The following is a 19,321-nucleotide window of genomic DNA, read 5'->3' as shown; positions in this document are numbered from 1 at the left end:
AACGTGGTCGCAACGTTGCGCTGCCTACCGTCACGGCAACCCGCACACGCGGGGCACCACCAAGGACGTTGGGAGAACAGCGATGACGGTCTACGCACCCCCCGGAACCGAGGGCTCGAAGGTCACGGTCGAGCCACGCTACGGGCACTTCATCGGCGGCAACTGGGTCGAGCCGAAGAAGGGCGAGTACTTCGAGAACATCTCTCCGGTGACGGGCCGGGCCTTCACCGAGGTGGGTCGCGGCACCGCCGAGGACATCGAGGCCGCCCTCGACGCGGCCCACGCCGCAGCGCCGGCCTGGGGCAGGACGTCGCTCGCCGAGCGCGCGCTCGTCCTCAACCGGATCGCCGACCGCCTGGAGGAGAACCTCGAGGCCCTGGCGATCGCCGAGACCTGGGACAACGGCAAGCCGGTCCGCGAGACCCTGGCAGCCGACCTGCCCCTCGCGATCGACCACTTCCGCTACTTCGGCGGCGTGCTGCGCGGCCAGGAGGGCAGCAGCTCGGAGATCGACGAGAACACCGTCGCGTACCACTTCCACGAGCCGCTCGGCGTGGTCGCGCAGATCATCCCGTGGAACTTCCCGATCCTGATGGCCACGTGGAAGCTCGCCCCCGCGCTGGCGGCCGGCAACGCCGTGGTCCTCAAGCCCGCCGAGCAGACCCCGTGGTCGATCCTCAAGGTGCTCGAGCTGATCGGTGACCTGATCCCGGCCGGTGTCCTCAACGTGGTCAACGGGTTCGGCGTCGAAGCCGGCAAGCCGCTGGCCAGCTCCAGCCGCGTCGCCAAGGTCGCCTTCACCGGTGAGACCACCACGGGCCGCCTGATCATGCAGTACGCCAGCCAGAACATCATCCCGGTGACCCTGGAGCTCGGCGGCAAGAGCCCGAACGTCTTCTTCGACGACGTGGCCGCGAGCAGCGACGCGTTCTACGACAAGGCCCTCGAGGGCTTCACGATGTTCGCGCTCAACCAGGGCGAGGTCTGCACCTGCCCATCGCGCGCCCTCGTGCAGCAGTCGATCTACAGCGACTTCGTCGGCGACGCGATCGAGCGCGTGGAGAAGGTCAAGCAGGGCAACCCGCTCGACACCGACACCATGATCGGTGCACAGGCCAGCAACGACCAGCTCGAGAAGATCCTGTCCTACCTCGACATCGGCCGCCAGGAGGGCGCCAAGGTCCTCACCGGAGGCGAGCGCAACGTGCTCGACGGCGACCTCGCCGAGGGCTACTACGTCACCCCGACGGTCTTCGAGGGCACGAACTCGATGCGGGTCTTCCAGGAGGAGATCTTCGGCCCGGTCGTCTCCCTCACGAGCTTCACCGACGAGGCCGACGCCCTTGCCATCGCCAACGACACGCTCTACGGCCTCGGCGCCGGCGTGTGGACCCGCGACGGTGCCCGTGCCTACCGGATGGGCCGTGGCATCAAGGCCGGTCGGGTCTGGACCAACTGCTACCACCAGTACCCGGCGCACGCCGCGTTCGGCGGCTACAAGCAGTCGGGCATCGGCCGCGAGAACCACAAGATGATGCTCGACCACTACCAGCAGACCAAGAACCTCCTAGTCTCCTACTCCCCCGACGCCCTCGGCTTCTTCTAGACCGTCGTGGACACGACCGAGCACAGCCGGGTCGACTTCACGGGTGAGGCGGCGGACCTGCTCCGCCGCCTCACCGTGAAGCACGGCCCGCTCATGTTCCACCAGTCCGGCGGCTGCTGTGACGGCAGCGCGCCGATGTGTTACCCCGCAGGCGAGTTCATCACCGGCGAGGCCGACGTCCACCTGGCCGACCTGGTCATCGACGGGCTGCTCGACCCGATCGGGTTCTGGATGTCGGTCTCCCAGTACGAGTACTGGAAGCACACCCACCTCACCGTCGACGTCGTCAAGGGCCGCGGTAGCGGCTTCTCGGTCGAGGCGCCGGAGGGGGTCCGGTTCCTGATCCGGTCCCGGCTGATGAGCGAGGGTGAGCTGCGCGCCTACGACCTGCTCTGACACCACCACGGACCGAGGTATGCCGCGTGGGCCGCTGGCCGCGCGGCATACCTCTGGTCGCGGGGCGGCGCCCGAACGGGGCGCGACGTAGGCTCGGCCCATGATCACGGTGGAGCTGTCGCGCAGCCTGAACCAGGGCGGCGTGCTGTGGGAACCCGCGCCGGGCGACCGGTTCACCATCGACCAGCCGAACGTGGTCGGCGAGGTCTTCTGGATCAGCCACCTGACGATCGACGTGCACACCTTCAAGGGCCAGCCGCTGCTCGGCTTCAACGGCACGACGGAATGGGCGCTCGACTCGGTGACGCTCGACACCGCGCTCTGGATGCCGCGCGAGGACCAGCTGCGCGACCTGATCGGCGAGCGACTGGTGTCGCTGAGCCGCGAGGAGGAGCAGTGGCTGGTGACGGTGGAGACCGAGGAGGGGCGCGAGACCTACACGGATCCTGACCCCGAGTGCGCCTACGCGCTGGCCCTCCTCAGCCTCACCTGACGACGACTGGCCGGCGGCCTAGTGGGACGTCGCCATGGTCCCCTTGTGGTGCGAGCGGGTCACCTGGAGGTCGGCGACGCCGACCACGAGGACGACGGCGCCGACGATCCAGGCGGTCCACCCCATCGGCCGGGTGCCGCTGAACCCCATGACCCAGGGAGCCGCGATCATGGCGGCGCCCAGGAGTGCCGTGAGTCCCTCGATGGACATCATGTCCGGCCTGAACAGCTCGATCAGAGCCAGGACGGCGGTGGCGGCACCCAGCACGACCATGGTCATGGTCGCCCGGTCAGTCGTGGTGGTCCACCACGGTGAGAGGGCTGCGTAGGCGCCGGCGATCAGAGCAATGAGATCCTGTGGATGGTTCCATCGCTTCATGGTGGTCACAACCACCTTTCCTTGAAGGCGGTCCGTCGATCCGAGGCGGGCCGAACACCTTGATTCTCCTCCCGCCCAAGGGATTTGGCTATCAGCCGCAGCATCGGGTCCGCTTCGCGTTTCAGGCGGCGACGTCTCGGCGGCGGCCGACGACGAGGACGGCGAGGGTCGCGACGACGGCGTACCCAGCCACGGTCGCCAGGCCCCGGCCACCACTGACGGCGGACTGCACCCCGGGCGGCAGCGGACCGACCTGGGCCGGCAGGACCGAGCTGATCAGCGACCCGGAGGTCACTCCGGGGAGCACGTCGCGCAGTGGCTGCAGGGCCGTGAGCGAGGTGCGCGCCACGGCGGAGACGAGGTTCTCGATGCCGAGGATCCACACCACGCCGAGGCCGATGGGTAGTGCGACCGAACGCAGCAGCACCGCGAAGACGGCTCCCAGGGAGGCCCACATGGCCATCACGAGCCAGCCTGACCCGAGGCCGGCAGCGAGGTCGGCGACCGACGGCCAGACGACGGCCTGGTCCTCGACCTGCGCGATCGCGAAGGAACTGGCGGCACAGGTGACGAACAGCGTCAGCACCCCGCCGCCGACCGCCATGACGAGGGCGACCAGCTGCCCACCGAAGACGGACGTGCGACGCGGCCCCTGCGTGAGCACGGTCTTCAGCGTGCCGCCGGTGAACTCCGTGCCGGCGACCAGTGCGCCGAGGACCAGGGCGAGCGCGCCGGTGAAGACCGGGAAGGCCCCGGTCGTGTTGGTGACCACCTGGTCGGGCAGGGTGCTGGCGAGCAGCTGGGCGCCGGTCTGGCCGTCGGTCATGGCGCCCCCCGAGCCGTTCTTGAAGGACAGGTAGGGGATCACGAAGCCGAACACCTGGTTGAGCGTGACGGCAGCGGCGAGCAGGACCCAGGTCGCGGGTCGCCGGGCGAGCTTGGCCAGCTCGGCGCGGGTGACGTTGACGAGGTCAGACATGGCTGGGCTCCCTGTCGGGGTGGGTGGAGTGGTCGGGCTGGTGGGTGGTCAGGTCGAAGAAGACGTCCTCGAGCTCGCGCTCGCGCCGGCGCACGCCAGTGACGGCGACGCCCGCGTGGACCAGCGCCCGGGTGATCTCGGCGGTGTGACGCGGGCCCACCGTCACGAGGAGCCGCCCATCCTCGACGCGCACCGAGTCGACGAACGACAGCGCGCGCAGGGTGGCGAGGGCGGTGTCGGAGGGGGTCGCGACGAGCTCGAGCTCGGTGTCACCACGCAGCTGTTCGACCGTGCCCTCGCGCACGATCCGGCCGCGGTCGATCACCGCGACCCGCTCACAGATCTGCTGCACCTCGCCCATCAGGTGGCTCGACAGGATGACGGTCCTGCCCTGCCGCCCGAGGTCGACGATGAGCTCGCGCATGTCCCGCATCCCTTGCGGGTCGAGGCCGTTCGTGGGCTCGTCGAGGATGACCAGCTCCGGGTCCTTGAGCAGGGCGGCAGCGACACCGAGGCGCTGCTTCATCCCGAGCGAGTAGGAACCGAACTTGTCCCCCGCGCGGTCCGCCAAGCCGACCGCCTCCAAGGCGGGGGCGACGCTGGAAGCCGGCACACCGGCATACCGGGCCATCGTCTGGAGGTTGGTGCGGCCGGTGAGGTAGGGGTAGAAGCCGGGCCCCTCGATGAGGGATCCGATGCGGCGCAACGACTTCGGGTCGCCGGGTCGCCCACCGAGCACCGTGACGTCGCCGCTGCCGGGCCGGATCAGCCCGAGCAGCATCCGCAACGTCGTGGTCTTGCCGGCTCCGTTCGGACCGAGGAAGCCGAACACCTCCCCCCGGTGGACGGTCAGGCTGAGCCTGTCCACCGCGGTGAGCTGGCCGTACTTCTTGGTCAGGTCGTGGATCTCCACGACCGCTTCGGAACGAGTCCCGGACCGGGTCATGACGACCCCATCCGCTTGAGCGTGGCGAGCCGGCGCTCGTACTCCTGCTCGTCGATCTCACCGGCCGCGTAACGCTCGGCCAGCTTGGCCTCGCCTGCACGGGTGCCGGCGTAGCCCTGCACCTGGCGCCAGCGACGGATCCCGAAGAAGCGGAAGGTGGCGAAGATGCCGATGATGAACAGCAGCCACAGGAAGGGGAAGATCGGCCACCACGGGCCGGGGCCGTTCCAGGAGGGGTCGTGGGCGGCGAGGGTGCTCGCGGTGGCGATGACGGTGGTCATGGTGACTCCTTGGTCGGATTGAGCTGACTCCTCAATCCTTCGTCGGGAGAATGCTTTCCGAATCCCACCCGGGGCGACACCTCGCCTGCTCCCCCGGGCGTACGCCACCGACGCCTGCTACTCCTGCGACCACCCGGGGCGCACCAGGCCGGACTCGTAGGCGAGCACCACGAGCTGGGCGCGGTCACGGACGTGCAGCTTGATCATCGACCGGCTGACGTGGGTCTTGGCGGTCGCCGGGCTGAGGAAGAGCCGCTGGGCGATCTCGTCGTTGTTGAGGCCCGCGCCCACGAGCGCGACGACCTCGCGTTCGCGGTCGGTCAGCTCGCCCAACCGGTCCGCGGCCGGGGCGGCGTTGGGGCGGCTGCGGGTGGCGAACTCGCCGATCAGCCGTCGGGTGACGCCGGGAGACAGCAGTGCGTCGCCGGCCGACACGGCACGGACGCCCCGCAGCAGCTCGGCCGGCTCGGTGTCCTTGACGAGGAACCCACTGGCCCCGATCCGCACCGCCTCGAAGACGTACTCGTCGAGGTCGAACGTCGTGAGCATGACGACGCGGGTGCCCGAGAGCCGCTCGTCGGCGGCGATCTGCCGGGTGGCCTCGAGCCCGTCCGTGCCGGGCATCCGGATGTCCATCAGCACGACGTCGGGCCCGGTCTGCCTGACCAGCGCGACCGCCTCGGCACCGTCGGCCGCCTCACCCACGACCTCGATGTCGTCCTCGGCGTCGAGCAAGGCCCGGAGCCCCGCCCGGAGCAAGGCCTGGTCGTCGGCCAGCACCACCCGGATCACCGCTGACCGCCCGTCGGGAGGTCGCCCTCGACCCGGAGGCCACCATCGGGCGCGGCCTCGACCCGCAGCTCGCCGCCGAGCGCTCGCGCGCGCTCCTGCATGCCGCTGATCCCGTTGCCCTGCACCAGGTTCGGCAGCCTGGCTGCGCCGTCGCCGTTGTCCTCGATCGTCAGGGAGAGCACCTCGTCACCGTAGTGGAGGGTCACCGCGGCCCGGGTCGCGTGCGCGTGCCGGACGATGTTGGTGATCGCCTCCTGCACGATCCGGTATGCCGCGAGCTCCACTGCCGCCGGCAGGGCGCGGGCCTGCCCGGTCACCGTCTTGGTGACCGCCAGCCCCGCGTGCCCGCTGCGCTCGACGATGTCGTCGAGGCCGGCCAGGTTGGCGACCGGCGAGCGGGGCGCCGGTGCCCCGTCGAGGCGCAGGACGTCGATGAGCGACCGGAGCTCGGAGAGCGCCTCCTTGCTCGCGTCCCTGATGGCGACGAGCGCGGGCTCGACCTGCTCGGGCCGTCGGTCGGCCAGGTGGAGGGCGACCCCGGCCTGCACGTTGATCAGTGACATGTGGTGGGCCACGACGTCGTGTAGCTCCTGCGCGATGCGCAGGCGCTCCTCCCCGGCCTGGCGCAGCCTCGTCTCGCGGGCTGCCTGCCGGTAGGTGGCGGCCCGATCCCTCCAGCTGCGCCCGACCTCGGCGACGGCCAGCACGACCAGGGTCCAGGCCAGCAGCCCGCCCATGGCCTGCCACGACCAAGGAGCCGAGTCGAAGGCGAGACGACCGGCAGCATCACCGGCCAGGACGACAGCCGCGCCCAGCCAGGCGGCCACGCGGTGGCCACGCACGACCGTCGCGAACAGGACGATCGCCAACCCGAGGAACACCGGCCCGTAGGCGTAGCCACGGGCGAGGTAGCTGCTGGCGGCGAGGGAGGTCGCCCCCATGGCCCACAACGGAAACCGCCGAAGCACCGTGATCGCCACCGGCGCCACCAGGAGCAGGACGACGGCGAGGGCATCGAGCGCGCGGCGGTCGGGCTGGCCGTGTGAGGCACCGAAGCTGCCACCGACCTGGATCACGGCCACGACGAAGGCCAGGACGTAGCGCGCAGCAGGGTGCGTCCGACCGGCTCCGGCCCGCGGACCTCGCATCCACGGGGGGCCCCAGGCCAGGTCGTCGGGCTCACGCATGCCTGCCAGCGTAGGCAACGCGGCCAGGGTGTGGCGTCCCACGACGGTGGCACCGCGGCATACTCCCGCGGGCGTATGCCGCGCCGGGGCGTCTCCGCAACCTGGGCGCCCTCGGGGGCGCTCAGGTTGCAGGACCGGACTGCGCCCCCGAGCCATGGCGGACGGCGACCATCTGCGGGACGCTTGGGTTCGGGCCGCGCGCTCGGCGACGGCGCCTCGTGAGGAGTTCCCATGACCTCGACCGTCAGCCCCCTTGAGCCGCAGGGCGAGACCGGCGACCAGCCGGCCCCCAAGTGGCGGCTGCCGCGATCGCCGTTCCCGCCGATCGCTGACTACGCGTTCCTCTCGGACTGCCAGGTGACGGCGCTCGTCGCACCGAGCGGCAACGTGGAGTGGATGTGCCTGCCCCGCATGGACTCGCCCAGCGTGTTCGGCTCCATCCTCGACCGCGACGCCGGGGGCTTCCGACTCGGCCCGGCCGACATGATGGTGCCCACCGCGCGGCGCTACCTCCCGGGAACGCTGATCCTCGAGACCTCGTGGGGCACGCCCACCGGCTGGGTCATCGTCCGCGACGCCCTGCTGATGGGGCCGTGGCACCACGAGACCGAGCGCGCCTACCGCTACCGGCGGACGCCGACCGACTACGACGCCGAGCACGTGCTGCTGCGGACCATCCGCTGCGTCAACGGCGAGGTGCAGCTGGTGATGAACTGCACGCCCGTCTTCGACTACGGGCGGATCCAGCCGACCTGGTCGTACACCGCCGAGGGCTACCACTCGGCGGTGGCGCAGGCCGACGGCGAGGACGACGACAAGGTGTGGCTGACCACCGACCTCCGGCTGGGGTTCGAGGGACCGCAGGCCGCCATCCGCACCCTCGTCAAGGAGGGCGACACCCACTTCGTCGCGCTGTCGTGGAGCGACCACGAGGCGCCGCAGAGCTACGAGGAGGCCTACCGGCGGCAGGTCTGGACCGCCCACCACTGGCAGCACTGGCTGGCGCGCGGCAACTTCCCCGACCACCCGTGGCGCACCCACCTCGAACGAAGTGCGTTGACCCTCAAGGGCCTGACCTACGCCCCCACGGGCGCCATCGTGGCCGCGTCGACCACCTCACTCCCGGAAACGCCCAAGGGCGAACGGAACTGGGACTACCGCTACACGTGGGTGCGCGACTCGACGTTGGCACTGTGGGCGCTGGACACGCTCGGCTTCGACTGGGAGGCCAGCGACTTCTTCTGGTTCATCGCCGACCTGGCCGAGTCGTCGGACGACCTGCAGATCATGTACGGCATCGACGGCGCCACGGACCTGACCGAGTCGTTCCTCGAACACCTCACGGGCTACGACGGAGCCCGACCGGTGCGAATCGGCAACGGGGCCTTCGACCAGAAGCAGCTCGACGTCTGGGGCGCGATCCTCGACTCGGTGTGGATCCACACCAAGTCGCGCGACACCCTCGACGAGCGGCTGTGGCCGATCCTCACCGGGTTCGTCGAGTCGGCCATCAAGCACTGGGTCGACCCCGACCGCGGCATCTGGGAGGTGCGCGGGGAGCCCAGGCACTTCACCTCGTCGAAGGTGATGTGCTGGGTCGCCGCCGACCGCGGGGCCAAGCTGGCCCGGGTCCGTGAGGACGACGAGCTCGCCCAGCGCTGGCAGACCGCTGCCGACGAGATGCACGCGGAGATCTGCGAGCGGGGCACCGACGAGCGAGGGGTGTTCACCCAGCACTACGAGACGGATGCGCTGGACGCCTCCAACCTGTTGCTGGCGCTTGTTGGCTTCCTGCCCCCGGACGACCCGCGCCTGCACGCCACCGTGCTGGCCATCGCCGACGAGCTGACCGACGACGGCCTGGTCCTGCGCTACCGCGTGGAGGAGACCGACGACGGGCTGGCCGGCGAGGAGGGCACCTTCACCATCTGCTCGTTCTGGCTGGTGTCCTGCCTGGCCATCGTCGGCGAGATGGAGCGGGCTCGGCACCTGTGCGAGCGACTGCTCAACCTGGCCACCCCGCTCGGCCTCTACGCCGAGGAGATCGACGCCAAGAGTGGTCGGCACCTCGGCAACTTCCCCCAGGCGTTCACCCACCTCGGGCTGATCAACGCGGTGCTCAAAGTCATCTCCGCGGAGGACGACGAGTGAAGCGCAGGGTCCGCACCTCGAACGGGCCCAGCTCGACGTCGACGACCGCGGGGCCCCGTCCCCTCGTCGCCTCCTCGCCAGGCGACGGCTGGCCCAGGGGCTCCTCGAGGAGGGTGACCGCGGACGCCGACTCCACGTCGGTGTCGACGTGGAGGGTGCCCGACGCCCGGCCACCCAGCACCTCGTGCACCCTGACCACGAGGTCACCCGAGCGGTCGGCGGCGAGCTTGACGCTCGACAGGGCCACGCCGTCGCCCTCCACCCGCACGAGGGGCTCGAACCCGTGGGCGCCCAGCACCTCCCGCGCCGGGGTGTTGAGCCGGACGCCCTCCTGGGCGGCTCCCGCGACCCCGGTGCCGATGACGAGCCCGTAGCGGTGGGCGTGCGCCCCGTGGTCGGTGTCGGGGTCGGGGAACCTCGGCGCCCGCAGGAGCGAGAGCCGCACGGTCGTCCCCAGCGCACCGCCCTCGACCCAGTCACGCGTGACGTCGTAGCCGTAGGTGGAATCGTTGACGAGGGCGACCCCGAAGCCCGGCTCCTCGACGTGCACGAACCGGTGCATCGAGGTCTCGAAGCGGGCGACCTCCCAGCTGGTGTTGACGTGGGTCGGCCGGCGCTGGTGCCCGAACTGCGTCTCTGCGCTGGTGTGCTCGGCCCGCACGTCGAGCGGGAACGCCACCTTGAGGAACGTCTCGACCTCGTGCCAGTCGGTGACCTGCTCGACGTCGAGCGTCCGCGAACCCGGGGCCAGTGAAAAGACCTGCCGCACAGTCGATTTCGCTGAGATGGTGCGCTCGACGACGACCCGGGCCACGCCACGCTGGTCCACCGACGCGTCGAGGCTGTCGGCGTCGCGGAGGTCGCGGACCGTGTTGCGGTAGAAGCGGTCGACGTCCCAGGCGTCCCACTTGTTCGGCAGGTCGGGGTGCAGCTGCAGCAGACCGGCAGCGCGACCCGGGGCGATGGCGTCGCGCCCCGAGGCGAGGTCGACGGCCGACGTGACGAGACCCTGTGCGGACAGGGTCACCCGGACGACGTCGTTGTCGAGGACGAGGTCGGCACCGTTGCGGACGACCTCGACAGGACCCGCGCCGAGGTCCGCGCCGAGGTCAGCGCCGAGGTTCTTGCTCGCCACTCCCGCGCCGGACGGCACCCCAGCGCGTTCGGATGCCGCGCCGTTCAGTGCGATTCGCGTGGTCCCCTCACCGACGAGGGCGGCCAGGGAACGTGCCACGAGCGCCTCTGCCTCACGTTCCACCCGGGCGTACTGTTCCACCGCCTCGCGGTGCACCCACGCGATCGACGTGCCGGGGAGGATGTCGTGGAACTGGTGCAGCAGCACCTGCTTCCAGAGCGCGTCGAGCTCGTCGTGCGGGTATGCCGCGCCGGCCCGGACCGCGGCGGTGGTGGCCCACAGCTCTGCCTCGACGAGCAGGTGCTCGCACCGCCGATTGCCCGCCTTGGTCCGGTGCTGGGAGGTGAGGGTGGCGCGGTGCAGCTCGAGGTAGAGCTCACCGACCCACACCGGGGTGCCCGGCCGAGGCCGACCGTCCTCACCCACCAGCTCGGCACGCGTGCGGACGTAGAAGTCGTCGGGGTGCTCCCACCGCACCCGTGGGCTGCCTTCGAGGTCGGCGAGGCGCTCGGCGCGGCCGGTCATCTCGCGCGTCGTCCCGCCCCCGCCGTCACCCCAGCCCACCGGTGCGATCGAGCCCGACGCGATGCGGTGGTCGCGGAACTGCCGGTCCGCCAGGGCCAGCTCGGCTCCCGAGAGCTCGGAGTTGTAGGTGTCCATCGGCGGGAAGTGGGTGAGCACACGCGAGCCGTCGATGCCCTCCCAGAGGAAGGTGTGGTGGGGGAAGGTGTTGACCTGGTTCCACGAGATCTTCTGGGTGAAGAACCACTCGAAGCCGGCCCGGCGCACCAGCTGCGGCAGGGCCGGGGAGTAGCCGAAGCTGTCGGGGAGCCAGACGCCCTGCGACCGCACCCCGAGCTCCTCCTCGAAGAACCGCTGTCCGTAGAGGAACTGGCGCACCATCGACTCCCCGGACGGCATCACCGTGTCGCTCTCGACCCACATCCCGCCCAGGGGCAGGAAGCGCCGGGCCTGCACCGCCGCGACGACCCGTGACCACACCTCGGGCCGGTGCTCCTTGACCCAAGCGTACTGCTGGGCGCTCGACATGCCGTAGACGAAGTCCTCGGTCTCGTCGATGAGCGCAGCCATCGAGGCCGTCGTGCGGGCCACCTTGCGCACGGTCTCGCGCACCGGCCACAGCCAGGCCGAGTCGATGTGGGCGTGCCCGACCGCCGAGACCACGTGGGCCGAGGCGCCCGCTGGCCGGGCCAGGACCTCGCCCAGCGCGGCGCGTGCAGCGGTCGCCGTGCCGGAGACGTCGGCGAGGTCGAGCCGGTCGAGCGCGTCGTCCATCGCCTGGAGGATGCGGCTGCGCCGTTGTCCCGCAGGCAGCTCCGCCTGGAGCCCGAGCAACACGTCGAGGTCCAGGGCGAGGGCGTGGACCTCCTCGTCGAAGACGGCGAGGTCCATCCGCCTGGTGCTGTAGAGCAGGTCGGGTGATGCGGTGAGCAGGTCACCCTGGGTGGTCGGCTTGAACCGCACCGGCCCGAACACGACCGGGTTGGACGCCCCCTCCACGTAGAGCTCGACCCGCTCGCCCCCCTGGGCTGGAGCGGCCACGAGCGCCCAGTGGTTGCGAGGGTTCACGGCCTTCACCGGTGAGCCGTCAGGACGGTAGACGAGGCCCTCGCACTGGAACCCCGGCTCGGCCACGTCGAACCCGAGGTCGACGACCGCCTCCACCCGGCGACCGGCCCACTCGGCCGGCACCGCACCGGTCAGCCGGAACCACGTGGTGCCCCAGGCCGCACCCCATGGTGAGCCCACGGCATACGGCTCGTAGTCGAGGGCGAGGCCCTCGGACGGTGACACCGGTTCACCGGGGAGGGTGTGGGCCTCGACGGTGAACGGCACGGACACCGCGTGGACCGCGGGCCAGATGCGTTCGGTGAGGACGCGGGTGACGCGACCGGTCGTCAGGGTGGTGTCGTCGTGCATGGGTCCACCCTTGCGCGCCGACGGACGACGTGCGACCCAGGGTCACCCCGACCGCTCCAGCCCTGTTGGGAGCGAAACTTCCGGAAATCCGGAAGTTCCGCTCAGACCCGGAGCCGGAGGTATGCCGTGTGGCTGAGGTGAGGCCGCCAGTTCCGGACGGCGGGTGGGCTCAGCGCCCGCGGCGACCCGCCGAGAAGGCGGCGATGCCGCCGGAGCGGGCCTGACCCTGCGAGCCACCCTGCCGCGAACCGCCGCGAGACGACTGCGAGCGGGCGCCCTGCGAGCCACCCGAGCGCGGGGTCTCGGTGCGGTAGGACTCGGTGCTCGAGGACTGCGAACCACCGCGACGGCCACGAGCGCCACCACCCGACGCGCGGCCAGCGCCGCCGGAGGAGCGACCGGCGCCACCCTGCTGACGCGGCTGGCCGGAGCCGCCACGGCCACGCTGCGAGCGTCCGCCGTTGCCGTTGCCGTTGTTCGGCTGCGCGACCACCGGGGCCGGGGTGACCAGCTCGGCCACCGGGCCGGTCAGGTCGCCGATGGCGGGGTGTCCGGGGCTGACGTCGACGGCGGTGGGCTTGATGCCGGCCTGACGCATCAGGGTGCGGGTGTCGCCGCGCTCCTCGGGGGTGCTGACGGTGACGACGACGCCCTCGGCGCCGGCGCGGGCGGTGCGGCCCGAGCGGTGCAGGTAGGCCTTGTGCTCGGCCGGCGGGTCGACGTGGACGACGAGGGTGACGTCGTCGACGTGGATGCCGCGGGCCGCGATGTCGGTGGCCACGAGCACCCGGCTGTGGCCCTCGCTGAACGCAGCGAGGTTGCGCTGGCGGGCGGCCTGCGACAGGTTGCCGTGCAGGTCGACGGCCGGGATGCCCGATGCGGTGAGCTGCTTGGCCAGCTTCTTGGCGGCGTGCTTGGTGCGGGTGAAGGCAAGCGTGCGGCCTTGTCCTGCAACGAGTTCGCGCACGACGGCCGGCTTGTTGTCGCGGCTCACGTTGAACAGGTGGTGCGTCATTGCGGGAACGGGCGACGCGGCGCTGTCGACGCTGTGGGTCACCGGGTTGTGCAGGTAGCGCTTGACCAGCTGGTCGATCGCGTTGTCGAGCGTCGCGGAGAAGAGCAGCCGCTGGCCGTCCCGCGGGGTGGCGTCGAGGAGGCGCTTCACGGCGGGGAGGAAGCCGAGGTCGGCCATGTGGTCGGCCTCGTCGAGCACGGTGACCTCGATGTCGCCCAGGCGCACGTGGCCCTGGCCGATGAGGTCCTCGAGGCGACCAGGGGTCGCGATCACGATGTCGATCCCGCGGCGGAGCGCGGCCACCTGCGGGTTCTGGCCCACGCCACCGAAGATGGTCATGGTGCGCAGCTCGAGCGCGGCGGCCAGCGGGGTCACCGTCTCGGCGACCTGGATCGCCAGCTCACGGGTCGGGACCAGCACGAGGGCGCGCGGGGTGTGCGGCGCCCGACGGCGGCCGGACTTGGCCAGCGCGGAGACCATGGGCAGTGCGAAGGCCACCGTCTTGCCGCTGCCGGTGCGGCCACGGCCGAGGACGTCACGACCGGCGAGCGAGTCAGGGAGCGTCGCGGCCTGGATCGGGAACGGCAGGTCGATGCCGCGTTCCTTCAGGGCCGCGATGACGCGGGGATGGATGCCGAGGTCGGCAAAGGGCAGGGCGGTGTGGTGCGAAGACACGGAGAACTCTCATCAGCAGTAGGGAGTGGCCGAAGATGCTGGACCACTCACGAACCTGTGAGCTGACGGCGCCAACCAGTAGTTGGGGCGCGGAGCAGACGACCTGGCGTGCACGACGGTGCGCACGCAGTGGTTGCAACCCTATCGGGCCGGGCGTTCATTCCCGAATCGCCCGTTCGGCCGGACGGCGCTACGAGGCCTCCGGCGACCTCTTGGCGAGGCGAAGCCAGGTCTCGACGACGGTGTCGGGGTTGAGTGACATGGACTCGATGCCCTGGTCCATCAGCCAGTCCGCGAGGTCGGGGTGGTCCGAGGGTCCCTGCCCACAGATGCCGACGTACTTGCCGCGGGCCCGGCACGCCTCGATCGCCATGGTGAGCATCTTCTTCACGGCGGGGTCGCGTTCGTCGAAGCCACCGGCGACCAGGGCCGAGTCACGGTCAAGGCCCAGGGTGAGCTGGGTGAGGTCGTTCGACCCGATCGAGAACCCGTCGAAGTGGTCGAGGAACGCGTCGGCGTTGACGGCGTTGGAGGGGACCTCGCACATCATCACGACCTGCAGGTCGTTCTCGCCGCGCTTGAGGCCGTTCTGCCCCAACAGGTCGATGACGCCCTCGGCCTCCTTCAGGGTGCGGACGAACGGGATCATCACCTTGACGTTGGTCAGACCCATCTCGTCGCGCACCAGCCGCAGCGCCTCGCACTCCATCGCGAAGCACTCCGCGAAGTCCTCGGAGAGGTACCGGGCCGCACCGCGGTACCCGATCATCGGGTTCTCCTCGTCCGGCTCGTACCGCTCACCGCCGAGCATGTGGGCGTACTCGTTGGACTTGAAGTCGCTCATCCGCACGATCACCGGCTCGGGCGCGAACGCGGCCGCGAGCATCGAGACGCCCTCGGCGACCCGCTTGACGAAGTAGTCGCGCGGGCTGTCGTAGGCGCCGATCAGTGCCTCGATCTCCGCCTTGATGCCGGGCTCCTGGTCGTCGAGCTCGAGCAGCGCGCGCGGGTGGATGCCGATCTGGCGGTTGATGATGAACTCGAGCCGGGCGAGCCCGATCCCCTTGTGCGGCAACCGAGAGAACTCGAACGCCTGGTCGGGGGTGCCGACGTTCATCATGATCTTCACGTCGATGTCGGGCATGTCGTCCAGGGCGGTCTCAGTGACCGAGAACTTCTGGAGCCCGTCGTAGACCAGGCCGGTGTCGCCCTCGGCCGCGGAGACCGTGACCTCCTGCCCGTCGGACAAGGCGGTCGTCGCCGTGCCGGTGCCGACGACGGCGGGGATGCCGAGCTCGCGGGCGATGATCGCGGCGTGGCAGGTGCGGCCGCCGCGGTTGGTGACGATCGCGGAGGCCCGCTTCATCACCGGCTCCCAGTCCGGGTCGGTCATGTCGGCCACCAGCACCTCACCGGGCTGGAACTCGTGCATCGACTCGGCCGAGGTGAGAACTCGTACGGCTCCGGCGCCGATCTTCTGCCCGATCGCGCGCCCCTCGACCAGCACCTCGCCCCGCTCGTCCATCCGGAACCGCTGCAGTGTCGAGCCGGACTGCCGCGACTTCACCGTCTCCGGGCGCGCCTGCAGGATGTACAGCTGGCCGTCGACGCCGTCCTTGCCCCACTCGATGTCCATCGGGCGGCCGTAGTGCTCCTCGATCTTGAGCGCGTGCTGGGCCAGCTCGGTGACCTCGTCGTCGGTCAGGCTCAACCGGCCGCGCTCGACTTCCTCGACCGGCACGAAGTCGATCGAGCGACCCACCGCCGAGTCCTGCGTGTAGACCATCTTGGTGGCCTTGCCACCCACCCCGCGCTTGAGGATCGCCGGCCGCCCGGCCCGCAGAGCCGGCTTGTAGACGTAGAACTCGTCGGGGTTCACGGCCCCCTGCACGACCGCCTCACCCAGGCCGTAGCTGCTGGTGACGAACACCGCGTCGGGGAAACCGGACTCGGTGTCGATGGTGAACATCACACCGGACGACCCGATGTCGGAGCGCACCATCCGCTGCACCCCCGCCGACAACGCCACGACGTCGTGGTCGTAGCTGCTGTGCACCCGGTAGGCGATCGCCCGGTCGTTGTAGAGCGAGGCGAACACCTTCTTGATCGCCAGCAGGATGTTGTCGATCCCCAACACGTTCAGGAACGTCTCCTGCTGCCCCGCGAACGACGCGTCCGGCATGTCCTCCGCCGTGGCGCTGGAACGCACCGCCCAGCTCACCTCGCCGGGGGCGCCGGCCACGAGCTCCTCGTATGCCGCGCGGATGTCGGTCTCGAGGTCCGCCGGGAACGGCTGCCCCTCCACCAGGTCACGGATCTGCGCGCCGGCCTCCGCGAGCGACCGGGTGTCCTCGACATCCAGGCCCGCCAGCGTCGCGCTGATCCGGTCGGCCAGACCCTCGTGCGCCAGGAAACGGCGATACGCATCCGCCGTCGTGGCGAAGCCGTCCGGGACGCGCACCCCTGCCTTCGACAGGTGCTGCACCATCTCACCGAGGGAGGCGTTCTTGCCCCCCACCGACTCGACGTCGCCCAACCCGAGGTCCTTGAACCAGGAGATGTTGCCGCTCACGACGTTCCTTTCGACAGGCGGCCGAGCCGCGGGTGGTGACGCTGTCCTTCATGGTGGCACTCAGGCGAGGTTGCCCAGACTGCTGGTCTGCATGATGACCGCCGCCATCTCCTCCACCGACATCGAGGCCGAGTTGATCGAGGGGATCCGGTGCAGCCGGTAGAGCGCCTCGGCCCGGCGCAGCTCGTAGCTGCACTGGGCGAGACTGGCATACGTCGAGCCCGGCCGTCGCTCCCCCCTCACCTGGCTCAGCCGGGCGGGCGTGGACAGCAGGCCGAAGCACTTGGCGCCGAGCTCCCGGACCGGCCGCGGCAGCGCGTCGGAGTCGAAGTCCTCGGGGACGAGCGGGTAGTTGGCGACCTTGAGGCCGTGCTGGAGGGCGAGGTACATCGAGGTCGGCGTCTTGCCGCACCGCGAGGGCGCCACGAGGATCAGGTCGGCCTGGTCGAGGTTGCGCAGGCTGGCGCCGTCGTCGTGCTCCATCGCGAACTCGATCGCCTTCATGCGCAGGTCGTAGCGACGCGTGTCGCCGACTCCGTGGAGAGCGCCGACGCCGTGGGTCGCGTTGACGTGCAGCACCCGCTCGACGGTGTCGAGGTGCGAGCCGAAGAGGTCGATGAACGCACCCTTGGTGCGTTGCAGCTCCTTGCGGATCTCCTCGTCCGAGACGGTCGAGAAGACCAGCGCGGTCACCGAGTCGGTGGTGGCCGCGTCGAGCTCCTCGACCACTGCGCGGGCCTGCTCGACCGTGGTGATGAAGGGGATCTTGCGGCGCGCGAAGGTGAGGCTGGGGAACTGCGCCAGCATGAGGTTGCCCAGCGTCTCGGCCGAGATGCCTGTGCCGCCGGCGAGGAAGAACACCGGGGTGGGGGCGACCGTGTCAGCAGGCTCCGGGATCACGCCCCCCACCGTTCCATGTCGCCGCTCGGTTGCCCAGCCCGACAGGTTATCGGGCAGTTGGCCGACTTCCCACGGTGCCGGACCGCAGGTGGCGCCCGGAACCGGGCAATTGGCCGACTTCTGTGGGCCACCATGACGAAGGACCCGACAGATCACTGTCGGGTCCTTCTCGCTTTGGCGGTGGCGGTGGGATTTGAACCCACGGTGGGCTTTCACCCACACACGCTTTCGAGGCGTGCTCCTTAGGCCGCTCGGACACGCCACCGCGGAGCAGGTTACTAGAGCGGCCGACGGCGACGAAATCGCCCCGATCGCGCCTGCTGGACGGCTCCGAGGGGGTGCCGACGCGGCATACCTCGCTGCGCGCCAGGGGCGCGGTCGAGGCGGCTGGGGGAATGCGCGGGCGCCCACGGCACTTGTCATCGGAGATGACCTCCACCACCGAGACCACCGCTGGAGTGGGCCTGCGATCGGACCGCGGGCCCATCCTGTTGGCGCTGATGGTGTCGACCGGGCTCATCGCCATGGACGCGACCATCCTCGCCACTGCGGTGCCGTCGGTCGTGCGTGACCTCGGGGGCTTCGCGCAGTTCCCGTGGCTGTTCTCGGTCTACCTGCTGGCGCAGGCCGTCTCGGTGCCCATCTACGCCAAGCTCGCCGACATCGTGGGGCGCAAGCCGCTCATGCTGTTCGGGATCGGGCTCTTCCTCGCGGGATCGGTCCTGTGCGGCTTCGCCTGGAGCATGACCTCGTTGATCGTCTTCCGGGCCGTCCAAGGACTGGGTGCGGGTGCCGTGCAGCCGATGGCCATCACGATCGCGGGCGACATCTACACGGTGGCCGAGCGCGCCAAGGCGCAGGGCTACATCGCGAGCGTGTGGGCGGTGTCGTCCGTCGTCGGTCCCACGCTGGGCGGGATCTTCTCCCAGCTCGGCATCTGGCGCTGGATCTTCTTCGTCAACGTGCCGCTGTGCCTGGTCGCCGGCACCCTCATCGCCCGCAACTTCCACGAGCGGGTGACGCGCCAGCAGCACCGCATCGACTACGCGGGCGCGGCGCTGCTCACCGCCGCCATGTCACTGCTCATCCTCGGCATCCTCGAGGGCGGACAGGCCTGGCCCTGGTCGTCGGTCACCAGCTGCACGGTGCTCGGCGCCGGCAGCGTGCTGCTGCTCGTCTTCCTCCTGGTCGAGCGCCGGGCCGCGGAGCCGGTGCTGCCCTTGTGGGTGCTCAGCCGCCGGCTGCTCGCCACGACGACGATGCTGGCGCTGGGGGTCGGCGTCATCCTGATCGGCCTGACGTCGTTCGTCCCGACCTACCTCGAGAACTCCCTCGGCATCGACCCCCTCATCGGCGGCCTCGCCCTGGCGGCCCTGACGATCGGCTGGCCCATCTCGGCCACCCTGTCGGGGCGCCTGCTCTACCTCCGGTTCGGCTTCCGACCGGCGATCCTGGTCGGGATGGCGCTCGTCGTCCTCGGCACCGGGACGCTCGCCCTGACGGCGCACCACCCCTCCGTGGCCGTGGTCGCTGTCTCCTGTTTCGTCACCGGCCTGGGCCTGGGGCTGGTCGCCAGCCCGTCGCTGATCGCGGCGCAGGCCAGCGTCGAGTGGCACGAACGTGGGGTCGCCACGGGCACCAACATGTTCGCGCGCTCGATCGGGAGCGCGGTGGGTGCAGCGGTGCTCGGAGCAGTCGCGAACGGCGTGATCGCCCGCTCCGGACACCCCGAGACCGATCCGGGCACTGCGGCCGGTGCGGGCGCGGCGGTCTTCGTCGGCGTCCTGGTGGCTGCCCTCGTGACGATCGTCGCCGCCCTCCTCATGCCCAAGGCCAGAGCCGCCGATTCGAGGTAATCCGCGACCGGAATCGGG

The 19,321-nt window shown here is 70.5% G+C and carries 15 protein-coding genes and 1 tRNA gene; 5 read left to right on the top strand and 11 right to left on the bottom strand.

Annotated features, from left to right (window positions below):
* Positions 1 to 82: 82 nt before the first annotated feature.
* The 3 genes from ASG91_RS05485 (at position 83) to ASG91_RS05475 (ending at position 2,495) form a co-directional block, all read left to right on the top strand.
* The gene (locus tag ASG91_RS05485) at positions 83 to 1,606 is read left to right on the top strand and encodes an aldehyde dehydrogenase family protein (RefSeq protein WP_056921583.1); all 1,524 of its coding nucleotides are present in this window, start codon (positions 83 to 85) and stop codon (positions 1,604 to 1,606) included.
* Positions 1,607 to 1,612: 6 nt separating this feature from the next.
* The gene (locus ASG91_RS05480; RefSeq protein ID WP_056921582.1) at positions 1,613 to 2,002 is read left to right on the top strand and encodes a DUF779 domain-containing protein; all 390 of its coding nucleotides are present in this window, start codon (positions 1,613 to 1,615) and stop codon (positions 2,000 to 2,002) included.
* Between the two features lie 100 nt (positions 2,003 to 2,102).
* Entirely contained in the window at positions 2,103 to 2,495 is a 393-nt protein-coding gene (locus tag ASG91_RS05475; protein WP_056921581.1) for a hypothetical protein, read from the top strand.
* An 18-nt stretch (positions 2,496 to 2,513) separates the two neighbouring features.
* On the opposite strand, the gene ASG91_RS05470 is transcribed toward ASG91_RS05475, so the two are convergent.
* From ASG91_RS05470 to ASG91_RS05445, 6 genes are all read right to left on the bottom strand, one after another.
* Complete coding sequence (locus tag ASG91_RS05470) at positions 2,514 to 2,873, bottom strand: SPW repeat protein (RefSeq protein ID WP_235545449.1); 360 nt, start codon at positions 2,871 to 2,873, stop codon at positions 2,514 to 2,516.
* 121 nt (positions 2,874 to 2,994) lie between these two features.
* Entirely contained in the window at positions 2,995 to 3,852 is an 858-nt protein-coding gene (locus tag ASG91_RS05465; protein WP_056921579.1) for an ABC transporter permease subunit, read from the bottom strand.
* Positions 3,845 to 4,798, bottom strand: a complete 954-nt coding sequence (locus ASG91_RS05460) for an ABC transporter ATP-binding protein (protein WP_056921578.1) — start codon at positions 4,796 to 4,798, stop codon at positions 3,845 to 3,847. The genes ASG91_RS05465 and ASG91_RS05460 overlap by 8 nt, the downstream gene beginning before the upstream one ends.
* Positions 4,795 to 5,079, bottom strand: coding sequence for an SHOCT domain-containing protein (locus ASG91_RS05455; protein WP_056921577.1), 285 nt, complete (start codon positions 5,077 to 5,079; stop codon positions 4,795 to 4,797). The genes ASG91_RS05460 and ASG91_RS05455 overlap by 4 nt, the downstream gene beginning before the upstream one ends.
* Positions 5,080 to 5,196: 117 nt before the next feature.
* Positions 5,197 to 5,871 (bottom strand): response regulator transcription factor, encoded by a 675-nt coding sequence (locus ASG91_RS05450; RefSeq protein WP_056921576.1) that lies wholly within the window; start codon positions 5,869 to 5,871, stop codon positions 5,197 to 5,199.
* Positions 5,868 to 7,058, bottom strand: coding sequence for a sensor histidine kinase (locus tag ASG91_RS05445; protein WP_056921575.1), 1,191 nt, complete (start codon positions 7,056 to 7,058; stop codon positions 5,868 to 5,870). The genes ASG91_RS05450 and ASG91_RS05445 overlap by 4 nt, the downstream gene beginning before the upstream one ends.
* 231 nt (positions 7,059 to 7,289) lie before the next feature.
* On the opposite strand from ASG91_RS05445, the gene ASG91_RS05440 reads away from it, so the two are divergent.
* Positions 7,290 to 9,209 (top strand): glycoside hydrolase family 15 protein, encoded by a 1,920-nt coding sequence (locus tag ASG91_RS05440; RefSeq protein ID WP_082593931.1) that lies wholly within the window; start codon positions 7,290 to 7,292, stop codon positions 9,207 to 9,209.
* Here the strand turns inward: ASG91_RS05440 and ASG91_RS05435 are convergent.
* The 5 genes from ASG91_RS05435 to ASG91_RS05415 form a co-directional block, all read right to left on the bottom strand.
* Positions 9,184 to 12,285 (bottom strand): glycoside hydrolase family 38 C-terminal domain-containing protein, encoded by a 3,102-nt coding sequence (locus tag ASG91_RS05435; RefSeq protein WP_056921574.1) that lies wholly within the window; start codon positions 12,283 to 12,285, stop codon positions 9,184 to 9,186. The two genes, ASG91_RS05440 and ASG91_RS05435, sit on opposite strands and share 26 nt — an antisense overlap.
* A gap of 169 nt (positions 12,286 to 12,454) precedes the next feature.
* On the bottom strand, positions 12,455 to 13,975 hold the full coding sequence (locus ASG91_RS05430) for a DEAD/DEAH box helicase (RefSeq protein ID WP_235545428.1): 1,521 nt from the start codon (positions 13,973 to 13,975) through the stop codon (positions 12,455 to 12,457).
* Positions 13,976 to 14,165: 190 nt separating this feature from the next.
* Entirely contained in the window at positions 14,166 to 16,547 is a 2,382-nt protein-coding gene (gene ppsA, locus ASG91_RS05425) for a phosphoenolpyruvate synthase (RefSeq protein WP_056921573.1), read from the bottom strand.
* A gap of 60 nt (positions 16,548 to 16,607) precedes the next feature.
* A complete protein-coding gene (locus ASG91_RS05420) occupies positions 16,608 to 17,447 on the bottom strand; it encodes a pyruvate, water dikinase regulatory protein (protein WP_235545425.1) in 840 nt (279 codons plus the stop codon).
* A 175-nt stretch (positions 17,448 to 17,622) separates the two neighbouring features.
* A tRNA-Ser gene (locus tag ASG91_RS05415) sits at positions 17,623 to 17,712 on the bottom strand.
* A 163-nt stretch (positions 17,713 to 17,875) separates the two neighbouring features.
* On the opposite strand from ASG91_RS05415, the gene ASG91_RS05410 reads away from it, so the two are divergent.
* Positions 17,876 to 19,303 carry an MDR family MFS transporter gene (locus tag ASG91_RS05410; protein ID WP_056921572.1) on the top strand — a complete coding sequence of 476 codons (1,428 nt, stop codon included), beginning with the start codon at positions 17,876 to 17,878 and terminating at the stop codon, positions 19,301 to 19,303.
* Positions 19,304 to 19,321: the final 18 nt, after the last annotated feature.

The sequence above is a fragment of the Phycicoccus sp. Soil802 genome (assembly GCF_001429605.1).
GTDB lineage: Bacteria > Actinomycetota > Actinomycetes > Actinomycetales > Dermatophilaceae > Pedococcus.
The sequence above is the reverse complement of the archived record's forward strand: the minus strand, read 5'-3'. Positions and strand labels throughout refer to the sequence as shown.

Bases quoted from the DNA above. Each gene is read 5' to 3' on its own strand.
- ASG91_RS05475 (WP_056921581.1), top strand. From the start codon at position 2,103: ATGATCACGGTGGAGCTGTCGCGCAGCCTGAACCAGGGCGGCGTGCTG.
- ASG91_RS05485 (WP_056921583.1), top strand. From the start codon at position 83: ATGACGGTCTACGCACCCCCCGGAACCGAGGGCTCGAAGGTCACGGTC.
- ASG91_RS05435 (WP_056921574.1), bottom strand. From the start codon at position 12,285: ATGCACGACGACACCACCCTGACGACCGGTCGCGTCACCCGCGTCCTC.
- ASG91_RS05445 (WP_056921575.1), bottom strand. From the start codon at position 7,058: ATGCGTGAGCCCGACGACCTGGCCTGGGGCCCCCCGTGGATGCGAGGT.
- ASG91_RS05470 (WP_235545449.1), bottom strand. From the start codon at position 2,873: ATGAAGCGATGGAACCATCCACAGGATCTCATTGCTCTGATCGCCGGC.
- ASG91_RS05465 (WP_056921579.1), bottom strand. From the start codon at position 3,852: ATGTCTGACCTCGTCAACGTCACCCGCGCCGAGCTGGCCAAGCTCGCC.
- ASG91_RS05440 (WP_082593931.1), top strand. From the start codon at position 7,290: ATGACCTCGACCGTCAGCCCCCTTGAGCCGCAGGGCGAGACCGGCGAC.
- ASG91_RS05460 (WP_056921578.1), bottom strand. From the start codon at position 4,798: ATGACCCGGTCCGGGACTCGTTCCGAAGCGGTCGTGGAGATCCACGAC.
- ASG91_RS05455 (WP_056921577.1), bottom strand. From the start codon at position 5,079: ATGACCACCGTCATCGCCACCGCGAGCACCCTCGCCGCCCACGACCCC.
- ASG91_RS05410 (WP_056921572.1), top strand. From the start codon at position 17,876: ATGACCTCCACCACCGAGACCACCGCTGGAGTGGGCCTGCGATCGGAC.